The organism is Halonatronomonas betaini (assembly GCF_015666175.1).
Classification (GTDB): Bacteria; Bacillota; Halanaerobiia; order Halanaerobiales; family Halarsenatibacteraceae; genus Halonatronomonas; species Halonatronomonas betaini.
Window position 1 is genome coordinate 106,306 of record NZ_JADPIE010000004.1, and the last position, 23,668, is coordinate 129,973.

Consider the following 23,668-nt stretch of genomic DNA (forward strand, 5'->3'; position numbering starts at 1 on the left):
AGGGATTTGATAATATGAAAAGATTAGGATATTTAGGCCCACCAGGAACCTTCACTGAGATGGCAGCAGTTAATTATCTTGAAGCAAAGCTTGATAATAGTTCCAGGCTTGAGGCTTACATAGACATTGAGAGATTAATAATGGCAATTGCTGATGGTGAGGTCCCGGCCGGGATTGTGCCGATTGAAAACTCTCTAGAGGGTTCTGTAAATATTACTCTCGATTATCTGGCCCATAAGGTCAATCTCAAGATTCAGGCTGAGATTACCCTGCCGATAGTCCACAACCTGATAGTTAAGCCAGGGGTTAAACTTGATGAAATAGAAAAGGTTATTTCCCATCCCCAGGCTCTGGCACAATGCCGGGATAATATAAAGAAGTATCTTGGAGATACCGAGATTGTTAAGGTTAATAGCACAGCTGAAGCCGTTAATCAACTGAGTTCCAGAAATGAAGCAGCTATCGGTTCAAGGCTTGCTGCCAGAAGAAATAACCTGGAGATCAGCAAAGCAGGTTTTCAGGACGAATCAAGAAACTGGACCAGGTTTGTGTTATTAAGCAGGCCAGGAGTTAACTTAGAGGCCGGCCGGGCCAGACAGGCTCTGGCAGCCAGTAAAACCTCGATAATTCTGGCCCCAGTCAAAAATCGGCCTGGCATACTCCATGAACTCCTTGAAGAGTTTGCCAGAAAAAATATTAATCTGACTAAAATTGAGTCCAGGCCGACCAGAAAGACCCTTGGTGATTACCTCTTCTTTATAGATTTTGAAGGTGATAGCCAGGATAGGGAGATAAAAGAAATATTGAAGAATCTCCGGTTAAAGTCATCATACTTTAAAGTTTTAGGATCATATGCCAGGCTTGAATTTACAAGTGAGGAGCTAGCAGTTGAGTATAATTAAGATTAGGAGGAAGATAAAATGAGTTTAGTAAAAAGGTTAGAGAAGAATATGTCACAGGTTTCAGGTTATGAGGCCGGTCAGGATAAGGCAGAGATAAAGAAAAAGTATAATATTGAGGAGCCGATTAAGCTGGCTTCAAATGAGAACCCATATGGACCATCGCCAGAGGTTAAAGATGTGATTGCCGATGAGACAGCAAGGGTGGCTGAATATCCTGCCAGCAAGGCGACAGAACTCCGGGAGGCTCTGGCTGACTTCTATGATTTATCCACAGAAATGGTTTTTACCGGGAATGGCACTGATGAAATCATTGGATTGCTGGTTGAGCTTTTTAATGGAGAGGAAGACGAGATTATTTATCCAGATCCTTCATTTGCCAAGTATAAGCTTTATATTCAATCAAAAAATGCAAATGGAGTTGCTGTGACCCTGGATGATGATCTAAGACTTGACCTTGATAGGATGGCAGAGGAGATTAATAAAAAGACAGGGATGATCTTTCTCTGTGACCCAAATAACCCGACAGGAACTATGCAGCAGAAAAGTAAAATTAGAGAGTTTATTAATGCTGTGCCTGACGATATCCTGGTCGTTCTTGATCAGGCCTATCATGAATATATGACTTCTGGCGAATATTATCAGGGGCTGGATGAATTAGCTGAAAGACCGAATCTCCTGATATTAAGGACTTTTTCAAAGGCCTACGGTCTGGCTGGTTTGCGGGTTGGCTATGGTCTTGGTTCAGCAGAGATTATTCATTATCTTGATCAGATAAGAGATACCTTTAATTGTAATCGGATAGCCCAGAGGGCCGCCATTGCAGCATTAAGGGATCAACAGCATATTCAGATGAGCCGGGCCAAAAATCAACAGGAACGGGAATATCTCTATCAGGAGCTTGATCAGGCTGGCATAGATTATATTAAAAGTGAAGCCAATTTCCTCCTGATTGCAGCTCCAGGTGATAGCAGAGAAGCTGCTGCCAGGCTTGAGAGTAAAGGAATTATTGTTAAACCAGGTGCTCCCCTTGGTGTTCCAGGGATGCTCAGGGTAACTGTTGGCAGCAGGACTGAAAATGAAATTTTGATTGAGAAATTACAGGAGCTTCATAATTAAAAGTACAAATTCCATAAAAAGCATAATTTCTATTCAAAGCATAACGCCCCCTATATTTTATAAAGAGTCGGCCTGGATAACAAAACCTGGCCGGCTCTTTTTAGTTAACTATTACTTTTTCAACATCCCTTGATTGGCTTAAATGGAGCAGGGCCCCATAATAGAGCTGGAATTCCAGGGTATCGCCAACAGCTATATTAGCTCGGGCATCTTCAATATCAAGAATCAGGTGATCGCTGCTAGCTCCCAGTACTTCAATGCCCTGCTGGCAGGGGATTAGCTGATCTGGATAGACAAAATCTGCTCTACCAATAGAAAGAATTGCCCTTTTTCGCATACCTCTATCTTTAAAAGTTGGTTTCTGGCCGAAGGCATCGACATAACTATTGCCATAGGGTTTTGAAGGTTTAGTTTCAATCTCAATAACCTCAGCCTGGAGGATGAAGGCATCAGTCTTTAGTTCAGGGAGATCATAGCCCCAGATCTCCTGGAGATCCTGGCCAAGAAGCAAAGCCTCGCCTGGCCTGAGCTGATTAATTCTAGCCGGGAGCTTATTATCAAGGAGCAGTGGCAGACAGGTTGTTGCTCCCCCGGAGATTATCTCAAGTTTTCTATTCAGGCAGCTTTCTATCTTTTCGGCAATCTGGATCAGATTATTTAAGTTCTCTGTATCCGGGTTTATACCTCCATAACAGTTGAAATTAGCAGCAACCCCTAGTAGTTTTAAACCTGACATCTTTTCGATTTCTGCTGCAATCTCTACAGATTTTTCTGATGGATAGATTCCTTCTCGGAGATCCCCTGCCTCAATCACTAAAATGACCTGATGGAGCTTATTTAGTCTACTGGCAACCTGATTTAATTTATGTAAAACTTTAAACTGGCTATTAAAGCTGATATCTGTATATCTAATAACATCCTCAACTTCGCTTAAAGCTGGAATTCGTAAAAGTGCCAGGGAAAAGTTGACAGCTGATTTTTTAAGCCTGATTAACCGGTTTAAACGGGAATCACCATATACTGATGTCTTGTTGCCAATAAGCCTGGCTACTTTCTGGTTTGATGGGCAGCCTTTGCCTACACCGATAAGGTTGATATTATTCTGCTGGCAGAGTTTCTGCCAGAAATCAATATTAGCTGCGATTTTATTTAAGTCAATATTTAATTTTGCTGGCATTGGTAAACTCCTTTCAGAAATAGAATTATTATGTATAATTATAACATGAAAATAAAAAAGCTGGAAGTTATTTATATTAAAAAACCTGGCCTAAAGCCAGGCCAGGTTGGGATATATCTTTAGATTTTTATCATTTAGTAACTATAAGGACCTCTATTTAAAGCATCTCTAATAGCTGAAACAATTTTATTACTTCTCATAGTAGCAGCTGTAAAGCCGTCTACTTCTGCATATTCTTCAACGACATCTTCGCCATTAAAGAGATCGTCAGCAGCACTGATTTCTTTACCCTCTAAATATTCTAGAGCTTCTTCATGCTGAAGTCTTAATTCATAGAAGGTGCCTTCATCATGATCATAATAATCTTCGCCACCATAATATAGGTGACGGAAACTAAGATTAGTAAAAGTATTGTCTTCAATTGTAAACTGGACATTAACCTGAATTGAGTCACCATCAGCAAAAATGCCACGATATGTAGCATCTGCATAGTCATCAGCATATTCATAATGAGCCTGCGCAGCAAAACTGAAAGTTAGAGCAAAAGCAAGGACTAAACCTAAAGCTAAAATCTTCTTCATTTTTAAAATTCCCCCTGTTAATAATTGTGATATGTTATATTTGTAACAACTTTAGAGATAAAAAAACTATTAATTTGATATATCCTATTATAATATTCAAGATAAAAAGCTTATCTCCTGCCTGTTTTAAAAAAAAAGAGTTAAATTTAATATAAGTATTCTAATATTTAATCAATAGGACCAGAGAAGGGTTGATGAAGGGTTGGTGCAGGACTGGAACCGACCAGAAATTGGCTCTTGCATATTTTAGCTCAAAAAAGTATAATCATCATAAGGATATTATTGAAATATAAGAAAGGTGTTGATATAGATGAAATTGATCGACTGGCATACCCATCCATATGCTCATGGCGAAGATGAGGTGAAGCCCTGTCAGAATATGGAGCGGCTTCAGGAATTCGTTACAGCTGCTGAAATTAAAGGGCTTGATGGTATAGGGTTTACTGATCATGAAATTTATCTGGATCAGTTTAATTTTGAAAACTTAAAGAAGATAAAACAGGAAGCTGAAATTGAAGTCTTTATCGGAATTGAATTTGATTATGCTCCTGGTCGAGAAGATGAAATTAAGGGGATACTGGATAACCATCCCTTTGATTACTCAATTGGCTCTGTTCATGACATTGGCGATTGGAGCTTTGATTATGCTAAATATAAGGATAGATGGGAAGAATATGATTATGAAGGTCTGATCGGAGTTTATCAGGAGTATTTCAAACTACTTGACCAGGCTGTCAATACTGGCTTTTTTGAGATTATCGGCCATCTTGACCTGATAAAAGTTTTTGATTATGTGATTAAAGACCGGGTCCTGGTCCTGGAAATGGTCGAACCGGTACTGGATTCAATAAAAGAGCAGGGAGCTAAACTTGAAATTAATACTAATGGTTTAAATAAGCCAGTTAATGAGCTCTATCCAGCCCTTGATATATTAAAGCTGGCCAGATACAAAGAACTTGAGATTGTTTATAGCTCAGATGCCCACCGACCGGACAGGGTTGGCGAAAACTTTGAGCTACTGGAAAAATTAATGGAGATAATGTAAGCTGGAGCAGCCAATCTGGATGCTTTAATTTAACTTATATATTTGAGGTGAGGAGGATTCTTATTGAAGAAGAGAATAATTTTTGTCAGCCTGATCTTAATATTAGTATCTGTCTTATCTTTAAATATTAATCAAGTAGCTGCAGAGCAGGTTTACAGGATTGAAAATTATTTAATTGAGATGGAAATCAATTCAGATGGAGATTTTATAATAACTGAAGAGATTGAGTATAATTTTATAGAAGGTGAATTTTCAACTGCTTACCGTGAGGTTCCGGGTAGAGGATTCGCAGAGATAGATTTTATTGCAATTAGTTCAGTCGATAGACAATTAATCAATTATAATGTTAGCGATGGCTCTTCACTTGAGGTTGACTGGGAATACCCTGAAACAACCGGATTAGCTACTTTTAGAATTGAATATGCCGGCAGGGCCGGGTTAATTAGCAGTGATGGCAGGAATATAGTGGACTGGCAGGCCTTGGGCACTGACTGGGATGTGCCAGTCGAGAATGCCAGGGTGATAATTAGTCTGCCAGAGGAGCCTGATGGCATTGAGTTCATTGATGGCGGCGAACCTGATAGTATTTCATACGCCGATTTATATTTTGAAAGAGAGAATATTGAGCCTGGTGAAGGCTGGCGCATAAATTTTAGTTTTAGCGAACAGATTTCCATGCCTGAAAGAGCTTCAATCCGGGATTATTCTGCCTGGTTGATTGGATTATTGATAATCGCCCTGATTCTCGTCATTTACCGGATAGTTGATAGTTATAAACTGATGAAACCAGATTATAATAATGTAAAACTCCTGGATGATGAAATTATTCAATACAATAATTTAAGTTTTCTTGAAAAACTTTTGCTCTATGATTATAAAGGTGCTAAGGGACCAAGAATGCTGGCAGCATTGATCTTTTATCTTGGCAAACTAAACCTTATCCAGTTAAGAGTTGATATTAAGGATAAGTTTTTTGGTGGCGAAAAAGCTGAAATCAAATTGGCTTTACCTGAAGAGATGACTGAAACAGAAGAGATTGATGATTTAAAGGTTTTAAGCGAACTTTTCGATGAAATAGGCGATAATGAAAAGAAACTAGAAAAAGTAATTACAAAGAGTTCTCTCTGGCGAAAGATTGTTGATAAATATAAAGAGAAGGCAGAGGTTAAAGCCTGGAAATCTAATTACAGAAAAAGTATCAGGAGCACCAGTCTGCTAATAGGCTTGCTTTTAATGGCAATCTCGATTGGCATGTTTCTGGATTTTGTAATCAGTGATCGGGTGATCACATTTCTGCCAGCAGTCTTTACTGGAATACTGGCAATAGGTGAGTTCATTCGCTATGCAGTGATTCTGCCTCTAACCGATACAGCTATTAAGATTAGAGAGAAGATAGATAATGAGATCGATGAACGCCGGGAAAGACTGGAAGAACTTGTTGAAACTGATAGTCTGGCTGCCCTTAAATTGATATTAAGCAATCTTGCCTGGCTTTTAGCCGATGATAAGATGACTGGCAGCAAATTCAAAAAATATAGAAAAGAAATTGAAAAGAATATCAGTGATAAAGAGGCTGAATCACTGGAAGTTCCACACTGGCTGGCAGTTGATGGTCTGGAAGGAGCTTTAAAAGCTATTGAGGTTGTTGAATATACGATGATAGCGGTTTATGCTGCGGTTGCATCCACATCAGCTTCATCCGGCGGTGCTGGCGGAGGTGCTGGTGGCGGTGGAGGCGGAGCCGGTTAAAATGAAAGAATTATATTTCCGGTTTTATGGCAAGTTAAATAAGTTTCTTCCAGATGATCAGCAGAAGAGACCGTTTCATCATATTTTTAAAGGCCGCCAGAGTATTAAAGATAGAATAGAAACTGTTGGGATTCCCCATACTGAAGTTGAATTAATCCTGGCCAATAATAGACCAGTTGATTTTTCCTATCTGGTGGAGAGCGGTGATAGACTGGCTGTTTATCCCCATTTTCATCAATTAGACCTGCCAGATACTTATAGATTAAGAGAACCATATTCCAGGAAACCGGAGTTTATAGCCGATGTCCATCTTGGAAAGCTGGCAAAATATCTGCGCCGCTTTAATTTTGATACTATTTATCGAAATGATTTAGAGGATGACGAAATAATCAAAAGTGGAGTGGAAGATGAGAGAATAATTCTTACTAGAGATCACGGGATACTGATGCATAAGCAGGTAATATATGGTCAATTTATTCATTATGATGATCCCAGAGCCCAGTTGTATGAAGTCTTTAACCGGTATGACCTGGATAAATATTATAATGGCAATGAAAGTCGCTGCACCGACTGCAATAGCAGATTAGTTGAAATTGATAAGCAGGCTATAATTGACCGGCTTGAACCTAAGACAAAAAAGTATTTTGAAAGATTTAAGATCTGCCAGGAATGCGATAAGATTTACTGGGAAGGTTCTCATTATAAAAGAATGGAGAATTTTTTCAATAAAATAATCAAATATTATTATAATTATTAAGTTGACAAAAATAGTATTCTTTGATATATTTATTATTAGGAATCGATATTAATAATTTTATTAAAGGGAGTGTTATTAATGGCAAAAAAGAAGTTATTAGTTGTAAGTATTATGGTATTTAGCTTATTATTATTTCCATTAACAGCTTTGGGAGCAGGGCATGGAAGTGCTTCATCCGGGTTTTATTCTACCGAGACCCTGGCAGAATTTGATGGTACCGATGATAATCCAGCCTATGTAGGTTATCATGGCAGAATTTATGATCTCTCAGACACCTTCGCAGATGGAAGCCATGCCGGACATGATGCAGGAATGGATTTGACTGAAGAATTTTATGAGGCCCATGAAGCTGAGCTGATGGAAGGCAGAGAAGTTGTCGGCTATTATTTAAGTAGAGCTATGACTGAAGAAGAACTTGCAAATTATGATGGTCATAATGATAATCCAGCCTATGTAGCTGTTGACGGAATTATCTATGATGGTTCTGATACATTTTCCGATGGAACCCATGGTGGTCATGAAGCTGGCCAGGATTTAACAGATGAATTTCAAGGTCAGCATGGTGAGGATACCCTTATGGCAATGCCTGTTGTTGGCGCTTTAGTATCTTATGAATTAACTCTGGATGAACTGGCAGAATATGATGGCCAGGATGGCAATGATGCATTTGTAGCCGTTGATGGTTTTATCTTTGACGTTACTGAAAGCTTTGAAGATGGAGAACATTTTGGTCATGAAGCTGGCCAGGATTTGACTGATGAGATTGAAGAGGCTGATCATCTCCGTTCAGTATTGCCAGATGTCCCGGTAGTTGGCGTTTTAGTTGAATAGCTTCCCCTTTAATTAAATATATTTATATTGTTTAGGCTGATGGCTTTCTGCTGTCAGCCTTTTCCTTTTTGTTTTTTTATTAATTTAATAATTTAAATTTAAATATAAAGGAGATTAACTACCCTAGTGGGTAGTAATACCGTCTAAGAGGATTTTTTGACTTCTCAGACAATTTTAATAACTTGATTAATTCTTAAATTACTATTATAATAATAGGTGATAATATTCTTTAATTTCTTAATTTCCACTTATATTTATTTAATTATTTTAAGGGGGTTATATTAAATGGCAAAAAAGAAGAATATGGAGTATGATGAATTACCACGGATGCCGACAATGACAGAAGCCATGATTCCAATTCTATTTCTGATTGTTGCTCTCAGTCTCAGTATTATTGTCCTGGAGATTGATCCTCACATTCCGATTGTACTATCAGCAGCTTTTGCAGCTTTAGTTGCTGTCAGGATGGGAGTTAAATGGAATGTTATTGAAGAAGGGATTTTCAGTGGAATTAGAACTGGCTTACAGGCAATTATTATTTTGATGATTGTCGGTATGTTAATCGGTTCCTGGATTCAGAGTGGCATTGTCCCGACAATGATCTATTACGGTCTGCAGATCCTGTCACCTCAGATCTTTTTAGTGGCAGCAGCAATAATGACAGCTATAGTTGCTCTATTTGTTGGTAGTTCCTGGTCTACAGCCGGTACCATTGGTGTTGCACTTGTTGGTATTGGTGGAGGTCTAGGAATCTCGCCAGGATTAGTCGGTGGTGCTATAATATCTGGTGCCTATCTTGGTGATAAGATTTCACCATTATCTGATACTACTAATCTGGCGCCTGGGGCAGCCGGGAATACAAACGTTTTTGAACATATCAGGCATATGTTACTGGTAACTGTGCCAGCCTTTGTAATTACGCTGGTTTTATATGCTATCATTGGTATGCAATTTGCCGGTCAGGAACTTGACGTAGGGGCAATAGAAGAAATTACAATGACACTTTCAGAGAATTTCTGGATCAGCCCTGTATTAATGGTAGTTCCATTGCTGGTTATTGTTATGATCATCTTTAAAGTTCCTCCGATCCCAGCATTAATTGGTGGTGCAGTAATCGGTGGTATTACAGCTATGATAACCCAGGGTGCAGGACTTGGGGCTGTACTTGATACAATGCATTATGGTTACTTTATTGAGACAGGTGTTGAACATGTTGATGAACTCTTGAATGCCGGTGGTTTAGATGGAATGATGTGGACTATATCATTAATCCTGGCTGCCTTGAGTTTAGGTGGAATCCTTGAAAACTGTGGATTCCTGGCAGTTATTTTAGAAAACATCTTGAAGAAAGCTAAAACCTATGGTCAGATCTCACTGGTTACCCATATAACAGCAATTTTTGTTAACTTAGTAGCCGCTGATCAGTATCTGGCAATAATATTACCGGCCAGGATGTTTAGCCATGCTTATAAGGATATTGGCGCCCATCCAAAGAACCTATCCCGGATTGCTGAATCATCAGGTACTGTTACATCACCACTTATACCATGGAATACCTGTGGTGCCTTCATGTATGGTGTTTTAGGAATCAATCCATTGGTCTATGCTCCATTTGCATTCTTTAACTGGTTAACTCCGTTAATTTCCATAGCCTATGGTTATCTTGGAATTGGATTTGCTGAGTGGACAGAAGAAGATGAAAAAGCAGCAGCTGAAGGAGCAGATTAATTAAATACAGACATTAATTAAATAATGACTAGAAATAGTTATAAATAGCTAGAATATAAAAACCCCTGGACAGCTTTTAATCAAGCTGTTCCAGGGGTGTCTTTAATTTATTTAAGGTTTATTTAGGGAAAAGCGTTGAAAGATAGCGTTCGCCCCCATCAGGGGCAATGATTAAAAACTTAGCATCTGCTGGAAACTCCTCTGCAACTGTTAGACCGGCCACAACACCTGCTGCTGAAGACGGTCCTAAAAAGAGGCCATCCTGGACTGCCAGCTGATGCTGAATATTATAAACATCATCCTCATCAAGGAGTAGAATCCGGTCATAAATAGATTTATCCAGAATATCTGGCACAAAACCAGGCCCGGTGCCAGGAATATTATGACTGCCCTGTTTGCCTTCACTCAAAACCGGTGCACAGACCGATTCATAAGTAAAAACCTTAAGCCCAGGAATCTTCTTTTTTAAATAACTGCCAGTACCGGTTAGAGTGCCTCCGGTGCCACAGGATGTAATCAGCAGATTAAGATCCTGGCCGAAAGCTTCTAATATTTCTGGACCAGTAGTCTTGCGATGGGCCTCAGGATTGGCCTGATTCCCAAATTGATCTGGTCTAAAGGCATTAGGATATTCCTCTTCCAGCTCCTTACAGAGTTCATAGGCCCCTTTCATACCCTGATCACCAGGGGAGATGATTAATTCTGCCCCGAAAGCAGCCATCAACTGCCGCCGTTCCTGGCTGGCCTTTTCAGGCAGAACAATAATGGTTTTATGGCCTAAAATTGCTGCCGCCCTGGCCAGACCGATACCAGTATTGCCACTGGAGGCCTCCAGAATTAATCCGCCGCCACCTGCAGGCAGCTGACCTGATTGTTCAGCAGACTTAAGCATCTCAAAGGCCGGCCGATCCTTAATACTGCCAGCTGGATTAAGATATTCAAGCTTCAAATAGAAATCAGGCAGTTCAGCTGGAACCAAATTATTTAATTTGACAATAGGAGTATTACCGATTAAATCTTCTCCAGAATGAATTATCATCTGATTGCCTCCTGACAGGTTGTTGGTTTTAATCCCTTATTAATTGTCTAAAAAGAAACCATCTAGATCGTTATTATCAATAAAACCTGAATCCATTGAAATATCAGCCATCTCCTGGACAGTTCTCTGATTTAATTCTGAACTGAACTGAGTTCTCTCTAAAGATGAACTTATAATTTCTATATCCAATTCCTGCTCAGCAATATCAAGAATGCTGTCCTGAATTATTTCAGCAGTTCTTTCTGGATTATCAGCAATAAATTGATTTGATCTTTCCTGAGCGGCCATAAACTTTTCTGCCACCTCAGGCTGATCTGAGACAATATCAGCTCTGGTTACAACTAAAGTATTTGGAAGCTCGCCATCCCAGGGAACTTCGTTCCATTCCAGAGCAACTTTACCTTCATTTTCATATTCTAAGCGTGAAGCCCAGGGCTCTGAAATTACTGCTGCATCAAGATTACCTCTGCGGAACATACCGCTCAAATTAGCCGGCGGCTGAGTTCTATGATCAACAGAACCGCCCTGTCGCTGAGTAGTCAGGCCAGTCTCTGCCAGCATATGTCTGAGCTGAAGATCATGGGTGCAACCAAGAGCAGGTGTCGCTATTCTTAAACCGTCTAAGTCCTCAGCACCGTTGAAATCAACATCAGGGGCTGTAACTAATAGATTACCGCCAGTACTTGCTCCAGCCAGAGCAACTACTTCTGCTCCCTGGAGAAACCTGTTAAGTGCCGGCCCTGGTCCAACCAGGCCAATATCAATGGAATCTGTCATTAAGGCATCCATAAAGAGCGAACCATTAGGAAAGGTCTCAGTCTTAACATCATAACCCTCAAATTCTTCCTCAATAAAACCTTCTTCTAAACCAACCATTACTGATCCATGGGTCAGATTAGGGAAATAACCAATAACAATTTCACCTTTATCTTCAACTGGCTCATCGCGGACAGCAATGGCATCGAATCCATCTGTATAATTAAAAATTCCAAGTCCAATAATTAAAGCTAAACTCAAAAATATCACTGTATATTTAATCTTATTCTTGCTTTGCATTGAAATTCCTCCTTGAATTACTGCTGGTAACCCCAGCGCTGTAAAATTTTATTTTCTATCTTCTTAAATATATAATTATCGGTGATAAAACCGAAACTTCCAATTAAAATAATAATACCAATAACAAGTCGCATATTACCCATATCCCGGCCCCACATTAGAAGCTGGCCAAGACCGCTGCCACCACCAATAAGTTCACCGGCCATCAAAGCTCTCCAGGAAAATGCCCAGGAGAAACGGAGACCAGTAATTAATGAGGGCAGGGCTGCTGGCATAATAACCCTTCTAAAGACACTAAAACTGCCTGCACCAAGAGTTCTGGCTGATTTTATATAGACCGGATTAACATTCTTAATGCCGCTGGTAGTTGTTGAGGCCATATTCCAGCTGGCTCCCAGGATAATAACAGCAATAATAGCCTGTTCTCCAAGGGAAAACCAGAGTAAGGCCAGTGGCAACCAGACAACACTGGGAACACTCTGTAAAGCCAGTATAAACGGCGAGAGAGCATCATCAGCTGCTGGCACCAGTCCCAAAAGGAGACCTAACAGGAATCCCAGTGTTGAAGCCAGGCTAAAACCGATTAATAGCCTCCTGAAACTGACCAGAATTGCATTAATCAATGAACCGTCCTGGAATCTGGTAACTAGAGTCTCAAGCACAGCCATCGGCTCCGGCAGCAAATAATCAGGCCAGAGATCAAGGCCAGCAATAGTCTGCCAGATAACTAAAAACCCTGCAATTACAATAAAGCGAATGAGAAAAGTTTCCAGTAATTTTTTTAACTTCATCTTATCCTGCAACCTTCTCAATTAGTGCCTTCTGTTTCTGATCATCTTCGCTGAGTAAATCCTCAAGAATTTCAGCCTCTAAATTAACTATCTTCTGTTGATTCGGTTTTCTAGGATAGGGCAGATCTAACTCATATTCTGCCTTTATCTGACCAGGATTGCTGGCCATTACCAGAACCCGCTCAGAAATCAGCAAAGCTTCCCGGATGCTGTGGGTAACAAAAATAATTGTCATATCAGTATTCTGCCAGAGTTTAACCAGTTCCTGCTGTAATTTAAAGCGGGTCTGTTCATCCAGGGCCGAAAAAGGCTCATCCATCAGCAGTATATCAGGCTTTAAGACCATTGATCTGGCCAGAGCTACCCGCTGTTGCATGCCACCACTTAACTGATGGGGATAGGCCTTTTTAACATCTGCCAGCCCGACTTTTTTCAGCTCCTGATGGGCAAGTTCCAATCGCTTCTCTTTATCTATATTACGTTCCTTTAAGCCAAAGGCCACATTCTTTTCTACATTCAGCCAGGGGAATAGAGCTGCTTCCTGCATCATCATTACCCTATTCTGTGCCGGCCCGGTAATAGGCTGCCCCTGACAGTCTAACTGGCCGGAATCCTGATCTTCCAATCCGGCGATTATGTGAAGGAGAGTAGACTTCCCACAACCAGATGGCCCTAAGAGTGTTACAAATTGGCCAGTATCTACCTCCAGGTTGATCTTATTTAAGACAAGTTCTCCACCATACGACTTCTCGAGTTCTTTACTGCTAATTGCAAACAAATAATATCTACCTCCTAAAAAGTAATTAAAACTGTTAAGTGGTTTACAGAAAACCAACCTAACTGCTATACATTATATTAAACCATAGTACGTATGTCAAGTTTATATTAATATTATTTTTAATTTATGTTATAATTAATGTAATTGTTATGACTTTAAAAGGAGTTGAGATAGATGGCAGATAATTATGCAGATACTTATGAAGAAGAACTAGTAAATGCAGTATTGCATGGAATTGGACTGGGAATGGCCATAGCTGCAACCGGAGTACTGGTTGTAATGGCCAATCTCTATGGGGAACTAAGACAGATTGTATCCTATAGTATTTACGGCACAACTTTAATTATTCTATATTTAGCTTCAACCCTCTATCATAGTTTCCCCTACGGCAAAGCTAAATACGTCTTTAGAATTATTGATCATTCAGCAATCTATCTTTTAATAGCCGGGACCTATACCCCAATAACCCTGGCCACATTAGATGGACTCTGGTCCAGATCGGTCTTTATTGTTGTCTGGGCAATTGCTGTCCTGGGAATAGCCCTAAATATTATCTGTTTTGAAAAAGTTAAAAAGGTCTCGCTGGTCCTCTATCTGGTTATGGGCTGGCTCAGTATCCTGGTTATCCGGGATTTAATCTATAACCTGCCGACAGCCAGTCTTATCTTTCTCTTTATCGGTGGCTTATCATATACAGTTGGAACAATCTTCTATGTAAAGAAAGGCTTAAAATACAACCATGCAATCTGGCATATCTTTGTGCTAGGCGGCAGCATCTTCCACTTTTTCACAGTCTTTTATAATCTTCTAGGTTAGACCAGCTAATTAAAGTAAGTTTTTCAGATAATAAGAAGGAATAATCCTGACTCCCTAGAATTATATTGATAGCATCCAAAAAATAGTAATAATATTTTAACAAGAGTACCATTCTGAAGGGAGGATTTATGGTAGATATAGCCTGTAAAGAATTAACTGCAGAAGAGCTCGTAAATGACTACGGACCGTTGATATCCAGCCTGGCCTATAGAATGATACCGGATAGCCATATCGCTGAAGAAGCTGCCCAGGAGGCCTGGTATGAAGTAATTAAAAGTCTTGAAAGCTTTCGTGGAGAATCAAAAATATCGACCTGGATCTACAAAGTAGCCTATAGAACTATCAGCAAATACTGGCCCAATAAAAAGCTATATGATGAAAAATTTCTAAAACACTGCTTTGACGGCCCTGATGTCAGAATCCCTGATCAGATAGATTATGACGGCCGGCTCTGGCTTAAAGAACAGTGTGATCGCTGCCTGACTGCAATTCTGCAATGCTTAACCCCGGAAAAGAAAGTCGCCTATGTCCTAAGAGATGGTGCAGAACTTGATTATGAAGTTATTGCAGAAGTCATGGATAAAAAAGAAGCCACAGTTAGAAAGATAGTCTCCAGATCCCGTAAAAAAATCAAAAAGTTCTTAAATGACCAGTGCACATTATATAATCCTGATGGCAGCTGCAACTGCAGAATCAAAGATCAGGTTGAAGAATTTAATATTAGAGAAGAATATGAAAAGATTTATTCAGCAATAGATGAGGCCCATTTTTATGCAGCCTCAGAAAAAGTCATGCCAGATAAAAATTATTGGAAAAAAAACCTCTAAAGATGTCACAAAACTGCTCCAGTTCTACACTAATATAAATAGGGAAGGAAAATAGACATGGTTCCAAATTATGACAATCTTATAATCAATACCCTGGGTGAACTATCTATAAAAAAGGGAGATGAGATCATCTACACCGAACAGGGTCCAAAATTAAGAAAACGCTGGCGTTTATTTCTTATCCTTCTATTTAATAGAGGAGAGAAAATTTCTGATACCAGGCTTATCCAGGAACTGAATTTAGCCGATAATTCCAATCCCAATCAGGCCTTAAGGGCCCTTATCTATAGGCTTCGCCAGGATATCAGAAATAGAGAGGGTAACTTTATTTTCAGCGAAAACGGCGGTTATATTTTCAATGAGGGCAGTCCTTTCTGGCTGGATACAGAAAAATTCGATCAGCTAATAAAAAAGGGCAATCAGGTTGAGGCAGTGGAGAAAATCAAGTATTACCGGCAGGCTATTCAACTTTATAAAGGAGATTTCCTGGAAAATAGTGAACTAACCTCAAAGGAACTATTAAATATTCGCCAGCACTATAGGTCAAAATTCACAGAAATAATTAAAATGGCTGCTGAGATTTGCAAAGAGCAGGGAGATTATCAACAGGCAATCGAACTTTATGAGACAGGCTTACAGGTCAATAATATTAATGTAGACTTTTATTATAACCTGATCCAGCTCCTAAAGGAGGTCAAGCTTCCAGACCAGGCAGTTATCAAGGCTGAAGAGGCAATGTCTGTCTTTGATAATTATGATCTTGAGATTTCAGCCGAATTTCAACAGGAGATATCATCACTAATCTCAATGGATAATAATCTCAGCATGGAAGACATGATATCCGATGAAATAGAAAACGAAAAGGCCTTTGAATGCGGCCCGATAACCTTCTCCAAAATAGTTAACTTAGAAAGACGGAGAAGTAAAAGACAGGATAGAGAGATCTACCTGGTTAAATTTAAGCTCATGCGCCAGGTCAGTCCATCTGAAATGATTGAGGCTGAAAGGATCCTGCATAAAAATCTCCTTGATAATTTAAGAGTATATGACTTAATAACCAGGCTTAAACCCAGAGAGTACCTGCTCCTTTTAGTCGATATTTCTGAAAAAGAAGTTGAAAAGATAATTGGCAGGATCATTGAAGAATACGATGAAAGCCTGCCGCCACCTGAGATCATGTTAGATTATGAATACAAAAAAGTATAAAATTTTCAAAATGTGATAGCCGGCATAATAAACATTGTAACAACCTATAGCATTTAAAAGATTAGCAATTTTTGATATATTGTTATCAAGGAAACTCTAGCTTTTGCGCTTATTAAAGTATGAAGGAGGGTCAATAATAAATGGCAGGAGAACTGAAAATATATACACTCGGCAACTTTAAGGTCGCTAATAGTGAAAAGGTGATTACCGAGAATATCAATAAATCCAGCAAGCGCTGGAAACTACTCCAGTATCTAATAACTTTCAATAATCAGGAAATCTCCAGAGATGAATTGATCATGATCCTGGGCTTAAATAATAATGACGACCCGGAAAGCTCTCTTTCGGCTTTAGTCTACAGACTCAGAAGCCTTTTAAACAAATATACCAACCAGGGCAATGGCCATTTCATCAAAACTTCCGGCTCAGCCTATACCTTCAACGGCGATGCCAATTACTGGCTTGATTCAGAGGTCTTTGAAAATAAATGCGAACAGGTTGTCGGATTAATCGAGGAATCTTCAGACGGAGCAGTTGATCTCTTCCAGGAAGCCCTTAAAATCTACCAGGGCGATTACCTCCAGGAAGCCCGCTCAGAAGAATGGCTCTGGTCTGCCAGAAACTATTACCGTGATCTCTTAAGGAATACGGCACTGGAACTCGATGGTTACTTAAAAGAAAGAGAAGAATACGATACCCTCCTGACTTTCTATGATGAGATTCAGAAACTAATCAAATTTGATGAAGATGTAATTATCGGGTATCTCGAGGCTCTGATCGGTGCCGGCAAGGAAAATGAAGCCCGGGCTAAATATCAGGAAATTAAAACCCTGTATCAGGATAATGGCCTGAAAGTACCTCCCAGGCTCCAGAATATTTTTAGAGACCTCAAAATTGAAAGGGCGGAGCAGCCAGAAGAATTCCTCAGTACCATTGATGAAGCCGCTGATGAAGAAGGTGCCTATCTCTGCACACCTGACAAGTTTCTGGAACTCTATAAACTGGAAAAACGGCGCTGCCAGCGAGATGGACCGTCAAGATGTATCATCCATCTAAGGCTTACTGAAGAACAAAAAGAAAGACAGCAGGAAATAAAATTTGATCATATAGATAATATCGGCAATCAATTTCTCCAGCTCCTGAATGATCAGCTCAGGAGCGGCGATATCGTTACCCGCTGGAACAAGAAACATTTCATAGTTCTCCTGGCCAATATCGAATGCAATGATGCCGAAAAAGTTACCAGCAGAATCAAAAATTCCTTTAAAGCAAGGTTTGGCCTGCCAGCTGGCCTGAGCATTTCCCAGAAGATTTATAGGCTCAAAGATCATAAATTAAAATAAATTGTCAAAGAACGTCTTTATTTAATCTCCCATCGCAAGATGGGACTATTTTTTTGCCCTAATCAATCAGCACAGATCAGCTCCAGCCAGACCAGCATTCAACCAGACCTGATCCAGTCCCTCCCCGGTACCTCCTCGGTATCTCCTCGGTACCTCCCCGGTCCCGATATGCTTTTAACATACGAATAACACATTTTTGACTCAAGCCTGATTGTCATAATTAAGAACTTCATAAACAGCTGAGATCCCGTCACCCTCAGGTCTGACAATTCGGAACCAGTAATCTCTATTAGGCTTTAACCTATCCACCATAAAGCTTCCTCTACCCTCAGAATCAGTCATCCCCTCAACTTTCCGTTCAAGATCATCAAAATCACCAATACCGGTAAGAGTATCACCGCCATTCCAGTTATTAAAGTTGCCCTCACCAACAATCAAATAATATTCTAGCTCGGCTTCGGCCTGATATATAATCTCAAGTTCCACCCAGTTATCTCTGGAACCAACAGACTCACTGGGATCACCTGATCTTTTCACAAATTCAACACCGTAAATTGTCCTGAAATTATTGCCATTATGAAATGAAGTCAGCGCTGCCCTCATAAAAAGATTATTCCCATTTAAAGTCGTTCCCTGACTCATCTTATTCCAGGCTGCTTTATCATCAACGGTCAGTAATTTCGAAAATTCAACTGCTTCTTTGAATAAATTTCTATTCTTTCTTGAAGCCTTGCTATCTCCACCATCATTTTTCACATATCTCCGACAAATAGACTTGCCATATCTCTTATAATAAACAAACTCTTTACCAAATTTTCCACTGGCAGCCTCAGACATCAACGGCATTTTAACTTTACTCAAATTATCATCCCCCTTTTATTTGTCAGACCTATCCTAAAGCAAGATTTCACAAGTCAGGCAATCTATATCAACAGCAGTTTAGCACTTTACTCTGCTGGCTTTCTATTTAAGTGATATTTCTAATTAGTATTAAGAAAATCCTTTATTTTCTAAATACAACTCATCATAACACCATAATAAATAAATTGCAAGTGCTTTTTCAAAAATAATAAATTTATTTTTTAACTGGTACAAATTGTCGTTGCCACGACAATCGGGAAAATTCGAAATGCATTTTGACGTCTTCCCGATGAACTGAAATGACCGGATAAGAATACGCATTTAAAAAGACTCATTAAAAACATATGTCGATTTCATCGACGACTGCAATTGGGAAAGCAATTATTTTTAAGTTTATCATCCCAATATCATTCACAATCCATATCCAATATTATATAATTAAATTTAATAACAAAGATAAACTCTATTTAACTAAATTAGCCATTTAGATTAAACTGATTTCCAGGGGGAGTTAACAATGTACACCATGGTTTGCAATAACTGCAGCAAAAAGTCATATTCCAGTTCCTCCAGCGGTGAATGGGAATGTCCTTATTGTGGCGAGCATATTGAAGATGAAGAGTTAAGTTTAATCTAAAATCAATTAATTGCTTTACTAACCTGTCATTAATTTAATGGCAGGTTTTTAGCGTTATCCTAACATCATTCAAATTCTCTATAAATAATAATATAATTAGTATAATAATAAATTTGAAGATATGAACATAAATCTAAAATAAAAGAGGAGGAATCATTATTTTGAAAAAAATATTATCATTACTAACTGTTTTTACTTTACTTATGGTTTTTTCAGCCTGTGACAATATTGGTGATAATGGAGTAGATATTATTGACCAGACTTATGATATTACTGTTGAGGTTCTAGATGAAAACGACCAACCAGTCAGTGACATTGGAGTTGTTGTTAATAGCGATGAAATCTATGATACTGATGATTCAGGAAGAGTAGATATTTCAAGTCTCGAAGGCGAAAACCGTATAGAAATCCAGGACGACAGCTACCCTTCTAAAACAGTAGATAGCAGCAACGATGGCGACATCATAACCTTTAGGCCAGATGAAGTTACTGGCAGCGGCCTAACTATTAGAGGCAAATTATCAGATGAATCTGAAGTCCAGGCTGCTGATACCAGTAACAACCCAGACATTGGCCAGATAGTTCTCATATTCAGGTATGGCTATGAAGTTATCGACATTGAAAATGAGACTTTTTCTATTGATTTCCCTAGAGAACCTGGCGCAATCACCTTTGTTGATGCAGATGGCAATTATGCCGGTAACCTTGCTTTAGAAAATGGCATGGATTCAATCCCTGGCGATCTTATTGATGAAGATACAAATGAAATAGATCTCGGTTTAATAACCTTTGAAGATGGCACCGCTTATTCCGAAGATGATGAAGTCGTATTCGATAGTCTTACAATTCAGGATAATGACCTGGATGCCGTTGCAGTTGCAGGCAGCTTCTTTAGTGCAGCAGCTATCAGCCCTGACCTAGTTGAAATGATGGCAACTGAATCTCAGGAGATAAGACTCCAGGCCATGTATTTTGTCAGTAATATGACATTAACCGAACCAGATGAAGATAACATAGTAAAAATAAATAATTTCAAAGATTTAGAAATAGAAAACCATCAATTAGAAATCGCCTTTACCCCACAGGTTATATCAGATAGTGATATCGAGGATGATAATAATACTTCAGGTATTGATTTTTACCTGAGCTATAATAATGGTTCACCAGAATATTTTAGAGATGATCAGGTTATTAATCATTATGACACAACAAATATATATTTCCAAAGAGATGGCCTGCCTGGTGCAGGTGAGTATTTTATAGAGAATAATATTGAAAATCTCGATGAATTCACATTTTATCTTCCAGATGTTATCGATCAGGCTGAAGATCACTTTATAACCCTGGATGTTGAAATAGAACTATTTGAAAATGATGAAGGCGATTTATTAATAGACAGAATCAATTGGACATATAAGACATTATCAGGCCAGAAATTAACAGATCCAGAAAATATTTTAACTGGTCAGGAAGTCCAGATTTCAGCCCATACAGATGATAGAGACGAACTTAAAGGTGAATATTATGAAAGTGATATTCATGGTCCAGGAAGAATTTATAGTTCTGACAAAATAACTGATTTATCAGACACTGTAAAGGATCTTAGAGATGAAGAGATTTACTGGGATGATGTTGGTAGTATTAATCTTCCTTATGATGATCTATATGATGTCCATTATGTAACGGGCTATATAAAAACAGAACAAAACTAATAAATTAAACTTAGCTCATTTTTCATATAACTCTTTTAATAACCCTCACACCAGGCATCCTGGGTGGGGGTTATTTTATGTTTGCCTGGCATGGATATTTGCTAATCAGTGAAAGTCTGATGTGGGGGTTAATAGTGCCAACCACTAGCTGAAGACAAGGGTGTCCATCGTGAGATGGAATCTGAAGGAAGTTGGAGGCAAAACTTCGGTCTGAGGAATACGAACTGTATAAAAGGCATATTCCTGTGGGTGAGTTTGCATAACAAAATAAAGCCCAAAACTATTCGAAACAGGAAGTGTAAATACAGCAGATAGGTGAAGTGAAAGTAAATATTCTTAACCAGGGAAGGTCTGACAGTAAATTGTGGTGATGAACTTCTAAGCAATAAACTCTGCAGTAATGTAAGAGCTGAACTGTCAGAATGCAGCAGAAGTCATAGTAGATTGATGGATATATACATCAATTGAAGGATGAAACATTAGGAGGTTTCTTAGATTTGAACAACTCGACGGAAACACATAGAAAGCAGACAACTTCATATGAAGGCTGCTCTCAGGAGAGAAGGCTGGAAGCTAGAAGTAATGAGAGAGTGCAGAGTGTTTCTGCGGCGTTGCCGAATGTAGGAAACGGTGAAAATGCAGACTCCAGTAATCTGATGGAGAAAATTCTAGAGGCTCCTAACCTGAATAGGGCATATAAAAGAGTCGTCAAGAACAAAGGCAGCCATGGAATTGATGGAATGAGTGTAGATGAACTTCTACCTCATCTTGAAAGAAATGGCAGACAGCTTCTAAAAGATATACTGGAATGTAACTACAAACCACAGGCTGTAAGAAGAGTAGAAATACCTAAGCCTGGTGGTGGAGTAAGACTACTTGGTATCCCAACAGTAACGGATAGAATGATTCAGCAGGCAATAACACAACAGCTGACACCAATATTTGACCCAGGATTTTCAGAATATAGTTATGGGTTCAGACCTGGAAGGAATGCACATCAGGCAGTAAATAAAGCTAAAGAATATATAAATGATGGCTATACATGGGTGGTCGATATTGACCTTGAAAAGTATTTTGATACTGTTCAACATGATAAACTGATGTCTTTGGTAGCCAGAAAAGTGCAGGATAGAAGGGTGCTGAAATTGATAAGAGCTTATCTTAACTCAGGAGTAATGATTGATGGTCTAATTAAGAAAACAGATGAAGGATGTCCTCAGGGAGGACCTCTAAGTCCACTACTCAGTAACATTATGTTGGACGAACTGGACAAAGAATTGGGAAAACGCAATCATAAATTCTGCCGTTATGCTGATGACAATCAGATCTATGTCAAAAGTAGGAAAGCGGCTGAAAGAGTTATGAAAAGCATAACTTTATTTATTGAAAAGAAACTGAAACTTAAAGTTAATACAACAAAAAGTGCAGTCGGCAGACCCTGGAGAAGAAAATTCTTAGGGTTCTCATTTTATCGGATGAATGGTGAAGTAAGGATAAGAATCCACCCGAAATCAATCAAGAAAATCAAAACAAAGATAAAAGAACTCACATCAAGAAACAAGCCCTGGACGATGAAATATCGTTTTAAGAAATTAAAACAGACAATCACAGGGTGGGTTAGCTATTACAAAATAGCTGATATGAAAAGCAAGATGCGAGCTCTTGATCAGTGGGCAAGACGACGAATAAGAATGTGCTACTGGAAACGGTGGAAGAAGGTCAAAACCCGCTTTAGGATGCTCAGGAAATTAGGTATTAAAGAGCCCAAAGCGTGGGAATATGCTAACACAAGGAAAGGCTACTGGAGAATATCCAATAGCCCTATACTTGCAAAAAGCTTTACCAATCAGTTATTAAAGAAACTCGGATACTTTAGTTTTACAGAAAGATATGCACAAGTAATTAATACTTAATGAACCGCCCAGTACCGAACGGTATGCTGTGGTGGTGTGAGAGGACGAGAAATAAATTAATTATTTCTCTCCTACTCGATTGCGTTATCCCAGCATCATCGTGCATTATCCCAGCATTATTCAAATCATCGCAAGTATTCCCTATAATAATAAACAGAAAGTGATAGAAAAATCAATAGAGATCGCAGCATCAATAGGAGGAAGTTATTTATGGAGTCGGCCTTTATCTGCGATAAAATCCTATTCAGTCACATATATGAGCTGGAAAGTCGACGGTCTGAAAGAGATTGCTGGCCCTCGACCTACTTTTACCAGATAAAGATTGACACTTATCCAGAAAATCAACCCAGTATCAAAGAGGCCGGCCAGCATTTGCTGGATATCCTTTCCTCAGAAATTAGCTGCTGCGATGTCCTCTGTCAGCTAAATCATGACCAATACGCATTAATCCTTTATGATGTCGATTCCAGAGAAGCTGACAGAATAAAAGATAGAATCTCAAACCATTATAAGCAAACAGCTAGCAAGCTTGAAGCTAAGCTTGAGATAGATTACAAATCCTTATAATAGAATAAATCAAACCTGGAGGTGATTAAAAAACCTGACTCAGCCGAACTGAAAGTTGCTGGATTGGCAGTTTAGGCATGTGGAGAGCACTATAAGAATTAGCTTAATATTTAACCTTCCTTATTGGAGGCAGTGACCTGTTATCTTAAATCTGGTCACCTGAAAAGATAGCAGTGAGCCAGTGGTGAAACCGACCAAAGGGAAAAACCAAATCCAATAAAGGGGGATTAATACTA

At 39.1% G+C, this 23,668-nt stretch carries 21 protein-coding genes and 1 riboswitch; of the genes, 14 read left to right on the top strand and 7 right to left on the bottom strand.

Annotated features, from left to right (window positions below; genetic code table 11):
- Positions 1-14 precede the first annotated feature (14 nt).
- Complete coding sequence (gene pheA / locus I0Q91_RS08000; RefSeq protein WP_270453933.1) at positions 15-902, top strand: prephenate dehydratase; 888 nt, start codon at positions 15-17, stop codon at positions 900-902.
- Positions 903-920: 18 nt separating this feature from the next.
- Positions 921-2,018: a histidinol-phosphate transaminase gene (gene hisC, locus I0Q91_RS08005; RefSeq protein WP_270453934.1), complete on the top strand. Its 1,098-nt coding sequence runs from the start codon at positions 921-923 to the stop codon at positions 2,016-2,018.
- A 100-nt stretch (positions 2,019-2,118) separates the two neighbouring features.
- Here the strand turns inward: hisC and I0Q91_RS08010 are convergent, their stop codons facing one another.
- Together I0Q91_RS08010 and I0Q91_RS08015 are read right to left on the bottom strand one after the other, a co-directional pair.
- Entirely contained in the window at positions 2,119-3,195 is a 1,077-nt protein-coding gene (locus tag I0Q91_RS08010; RefSeq protein ID WP_270453935.1) for an alanine racemase, read from the bottom strand.
- Between the two features lie 134 nt (positions 3,196-3,329).
- Positions 3,330-3,776: an FMN-binding protein gene (locus I0Q91_RS08015; protein WP_270453936.1), complete on the bottom strand. Its 447-nt coding sequence runs from the start codon at positions 3,774-3,776 to the stop codon at positions 3,330-3,332.
- Between the two features lie 310 nt (positions 3,777-4,086).
- Here I0Q91_RS08015 and I0Q91_RS08020 point away from each other — a divergent pair, with 310 nt between their 5' ends.
- From I0Q91_RS08020 to nhaC, 5 genes are all read left to right on the top strand, one after another.
- Complete coding sequence (locus tag I0Q91_RS08020; protein WP_270453937.1) at positions 4,087-4,821, top strand: histidinol-phosphatase; 735 nt, start codon at positions 4,087-4,089, stop codon at positions 4,819-4,821.
- A 63-nt stretch (positions 4,822-4,884) separates the two neighbouring features.
- Positions 4,885-6,570 carry a DUF2207 domain-containing protein gene (locus I0Q91_RS08025; protein ID WP_270453938.1) on the top strand — a complete coding sequence of 562 codons (1,686 nt, stop codon included), beginning with the start codon at positions 4,885-4,887 and terminating at the stop codon, positions 6,568-6,570.
- A gap of 1 nt (position 6,571) precedes the next feature.
- Positions 6,572-7,327 carry a Mut7-C RNAse domain-containing protein gene (locus tag I0Q91_RS08030; protein ID WP_270453939.1) on the top strand — a complete coding sequence of 252 codons (756 nt, stop codon included), beginning with the start codon at positions 6,572-6,574 and terminating at the stop codon, positions 7,325-7,327.
- Positions 7,328-7,405: 78 nt separating this feature from the next.
- The gene (locus tag I0Q91_RS08035; protein WP_270453940.1) at positions 7,406-8,158 is read left to right on the top strand and encodes a cytochrome b5 domain-containing protein; all 753 of its coding nucleotides are present in this window, start codon (positions 7,406-7,408) and stop codon (positions 8,156-8,158) included.
- Between the two features lie 285 nt (positions 8,159-8,443).
- On the top strand, positions 8,444-9,886 hold the full coding sequence (gene nhaC / locus I0Q91_RS08040; protein ID WP_270453941.1) for a Na+/H+ antiporter NhaC: 1,443 nt from the start codon (positions 8,444-8,446) through the stop codon (positions 9,884-9,886).
- A 118-nt stretch (positions 9,887-10,004) separates the two neighbouring features.
- Here the strand turns inward: nhaC and I0Q91_RS08045 are convergent, their stop codons facing one another.
- Genes I0Q91_RS08045 through I0Q91_RS08060 form a run of 4 tightly spaced genes read right to left on the bottom strand, consistent with a single transcriptional unit; the run spans position 10,005 to position 13,550 of the window.
- On the bottom strand, positions 10,005-10,925 hold the full coding sequence (locus I0Q91_RS08045) for a PLP-dependent cysteine synthase family protein (protein WP_270453942.1): 921 nt from the start codon (positions 10,923-10,925) through the stop codon (positions 10,005-10,007).
- A 39-nt stretch (positions 10,926-10,964) separates the two neighbouring features.
- Entirely contained in the window at positions 10,965-11,981 is a 1,017-nt protein-coding gene (locus I0Q91_RS08050; protein WP_270453943.1) for an ABC transporter substrate-binding protein, read from the bottom strand.
- 17 nt (positions 11,982-11,998) lie between these two features.
- On the bottom strand, positions 11,999-12,772 hold the full coding sequence (locus I0Q91_RS08055; protein WP_270453944.1) for an ABC transporter permease: 774 nt from the start codon (positions 12,770-12,772) through the stop codon (positions 11,999-12,001).
- 1 nt (position 12,773) lies between these two features.
- Entirely contained in the window at positions 12,774-13,550 is a 777-nt protein-coding gene (locus I0Q91_RS08060; RefSeq protein WP_270453945.1) for an ABC transporter ATP-binding protein, read from the bottom strand.
- A 174-nt stretch (positions 13,551-13,724) separates the two neighbouring features.
- Here I0Q91_RS08060 and trhA point away from each other — a divergent pair, with 174 nt between their 5' ends.
- From trhA to I0Q91_RS08080, 4 genes are all read left to right on the top strand, one after another.
- The gene (trhA, locus tag I0Q91_RS08065; RefSeq protein ID WP_270453947.1) at positions 13,725-14,366 is read left to right on the top strand and encodes a PAQR family membrane homeostasis protein TrhA; all 642 of its coding nucleotides are present in this window, start codon (positions 13,725-13,727) and stop codon (positions 14,364-14,366) included.
- A gap of 128 nt (positions 14,367-14,494) precedes the next feature.
- Positions 14,495-15,193: an RNA polymerase sigma factor gene (locus I0Q91_RS08070; RefSeq protein ID WP_270453949.1), complete on the top strand. Its 699-nt coding sequence runs from the start codon at positions 14,495-14,497 to the stop codon at positions 15,191-15,193.
- Between the two features lie 57 nt (positions 15,194-15,250).
- Complete coding sequence (locus I0Q91_RS08075) at positions 15,251-16,399, top strand: BTAD domain-containing putative transcriptional regulator (RefSeq protein WP_270453950.1); 1,149 nt, start codon at positions 15,251-15,253, stop codon at positions 16,397-16,399.
- Between the two features lie 140 nt (positions 16,400-16,539).
- Positions 16,540-17,742, top strand: coding sequence for an AfsR/SARP family transcriptional regulator (locus I0Q91_RS08080; protein ID WP_270453951.1), 1,203 nt, complete (start codon positions 16,540-16,542; stop codon positions 17,740-17,742).
- 201 nt (positions 17,743-17,943) lie between these two features.
- On the opposite strand, the gene I0Q91_RS08085 is transcribed toward I0Q91_RS08080, so the two are convergent.
- Positions 17,944-18,603 carry a hypothetical protein gene (locus I0Q91_RS08085; RefSeq protein ID WP_270453952.1) on the bottom strand — a complete coding sequence of 220 codons (660 nt, stop codon included), beginning with the start codon at positions 18,601-18,603 and terminating at the stop codon, positions 17,944-17,946.
- A 798-nt stretch (positions 18,604-19,401) separates the two neighbouring features.
- On the opposite strand from I0Q91_RS08085, the gene I0Q91_RS08090 reads away from it, so the two are divergent.
- The 3 genes from I0Q91_RS08090 to I0Q91_RS08100 all read left to right on the top strand — a co-directional run bounded on the left by I0Q91_RS08090 (position 19,402) and on the right by I0Q91_RS08100 (position 23,432).
- Positions 19,402-20,952 (top strand): hypothetical protein, encoded by a 1,551-nt coding sequence (locus I0Q91_RS08090; protein WP_270453953.1) that lies wholly within the window; start codon positions 19,402-19,404, stop codon positions 20,950-20,952.
- 497 nt (positions 20,953-21,449) lie between these two features.
- On the top strand, positions 21,450-22,865 hold the full coding sequence (gene ltrA / locus I0Q91_RS08095) for a group II intron reverse transcriptase/maturase (protein ID WP_345790970.1): 1,416 nt from the start codon (positions 21,450-21,452) through the stop codon (positions 22,863-22,865).
- Positions 22,866-23,075: 210 nt separating this feature from the next.
- The gene (locus I0Q91_RS08100; RefSeq protein WP_270453955.1) at positions 23,076-23,432 is read left to right on the top strand and encodes a hypothetical protein; all 357 of its coding nucleotides are present in this window, start codon (positions 23,076-23,078) and stop codon (positions 23,430-23,432) included.
- 116 nt (positions 23,433-23,548) lie between these two features.
- Positions 23,549-23,637, top strand: a riboswitch (cyclic di-GMP riboswitch).
- The last annotated feature ends 31 nt before the right edge of the window (positions 23,638-23,668 follow it).

Coding starts and splice junctions, on each gene's coding strand:
- I0Q91_RS08030 (WP_270453939.1), top strand. CDS start 6,572: ATGAAAGAATTATATTTCCGGTTTTATGGCAAGTTAAATAAGTTTCTT.
- I0Q91_RS08080 (WP_270453951.1), top strand. CDS start 16,540: ATGGCAGGAGAACTGAAAATATATACACTCGGCAACTTTAAGGTCGCT.
- hisC (WP_270453934.1), top strand. CDS start 921: ATGAGTTTAGTAAAAAGGTTAGAGAAGAATATGTCACAGGTTTCAGGT.
- I0Q91_RS08075 (WP_270453950.1), top strand. CDS start 15,251: ATGGTTCCAAATTATGACAATCTTATAATCAATACCCTGGGTGAACTA.
- pheA (WP_270453933.1), top strand. CDS start 15: ATGAAAAGATTAGGATATTTAGGCCCACCAGGAACCTTCACTGAGATG.
- I0Q91_RS08055 (WP_270453944.1), bottom strand. CDS start 12,772: ATGAAGTTAAAAAAATTACTGGAAACTTTTCTCATTCGCTTTATTGTA.
- I0Q91_RS08035 (WP_270453940.1), top strand. CDS start 7,406: ATGGCAAAAAAGAAGTTATTAGTTGTAAGTATTATGGTATTTAGCTTA.
- I0Q91_RS08045 (WP_270453942.1), bottom strand. CDS start 10,925: ATGATAATTCATTCTGGAGAAGATTTAATCGGTAATACTCCTATTGTC.
- nhaC (WP_270453941.1), top strand. CDS start 8,444: ATGGCAAAAAAGAAGAATATGGAGTATGATGAATTACCACGGATGCCG.
- trhA (WP_270453947.1), top strand. CDS start 13,725: ATGGCAGATAATTATGCAGATACTTATGAAGAAGAACTAGTAAATGCA.
- I0Q91_RS08100 (WP_270453955.1), top strand. CDS start 23,076: ATGGAGTCGGCCTTTATCTGCGATAAAATCCTATTCAGTCACATATAT.
- I0Q91_RS08050 (WP_270453943.1), bottom strand. CDS start 11,981: ATGCAAAGCAAGAATAAGATTAAATATACAGTGATATTTTTGAGTTTA.
- I0Q91_RS08015 (WP_270453936.1), bottom strand. CDS start 3,776: ATGAAGAAGATTTTAGCTTTAGGTTTAGTCCTTGCTTTTGCTCTAACT.
- I0Q91_RS08020 (WP_270453937.1), top strand. CDS start 4,087: ATGAAATTGATCGACTGGCATACCCATCCATATGCTCATGGCGAAGAT.
- I0Q91_RS08070 (WP_270453949.1), top strand. CDS start 14,495: ATGGTAGATATAGCCTGTAAAGAATTAACTGCAGAAGAGCTCGTAAAT.
- I0Q91_RS08010 (WP_270453935.1), bottom strand. CDS start 3,195: ATGCCAGCAAAATTAAATATTGACTTAAATAAAATCGCAGCTAATATT.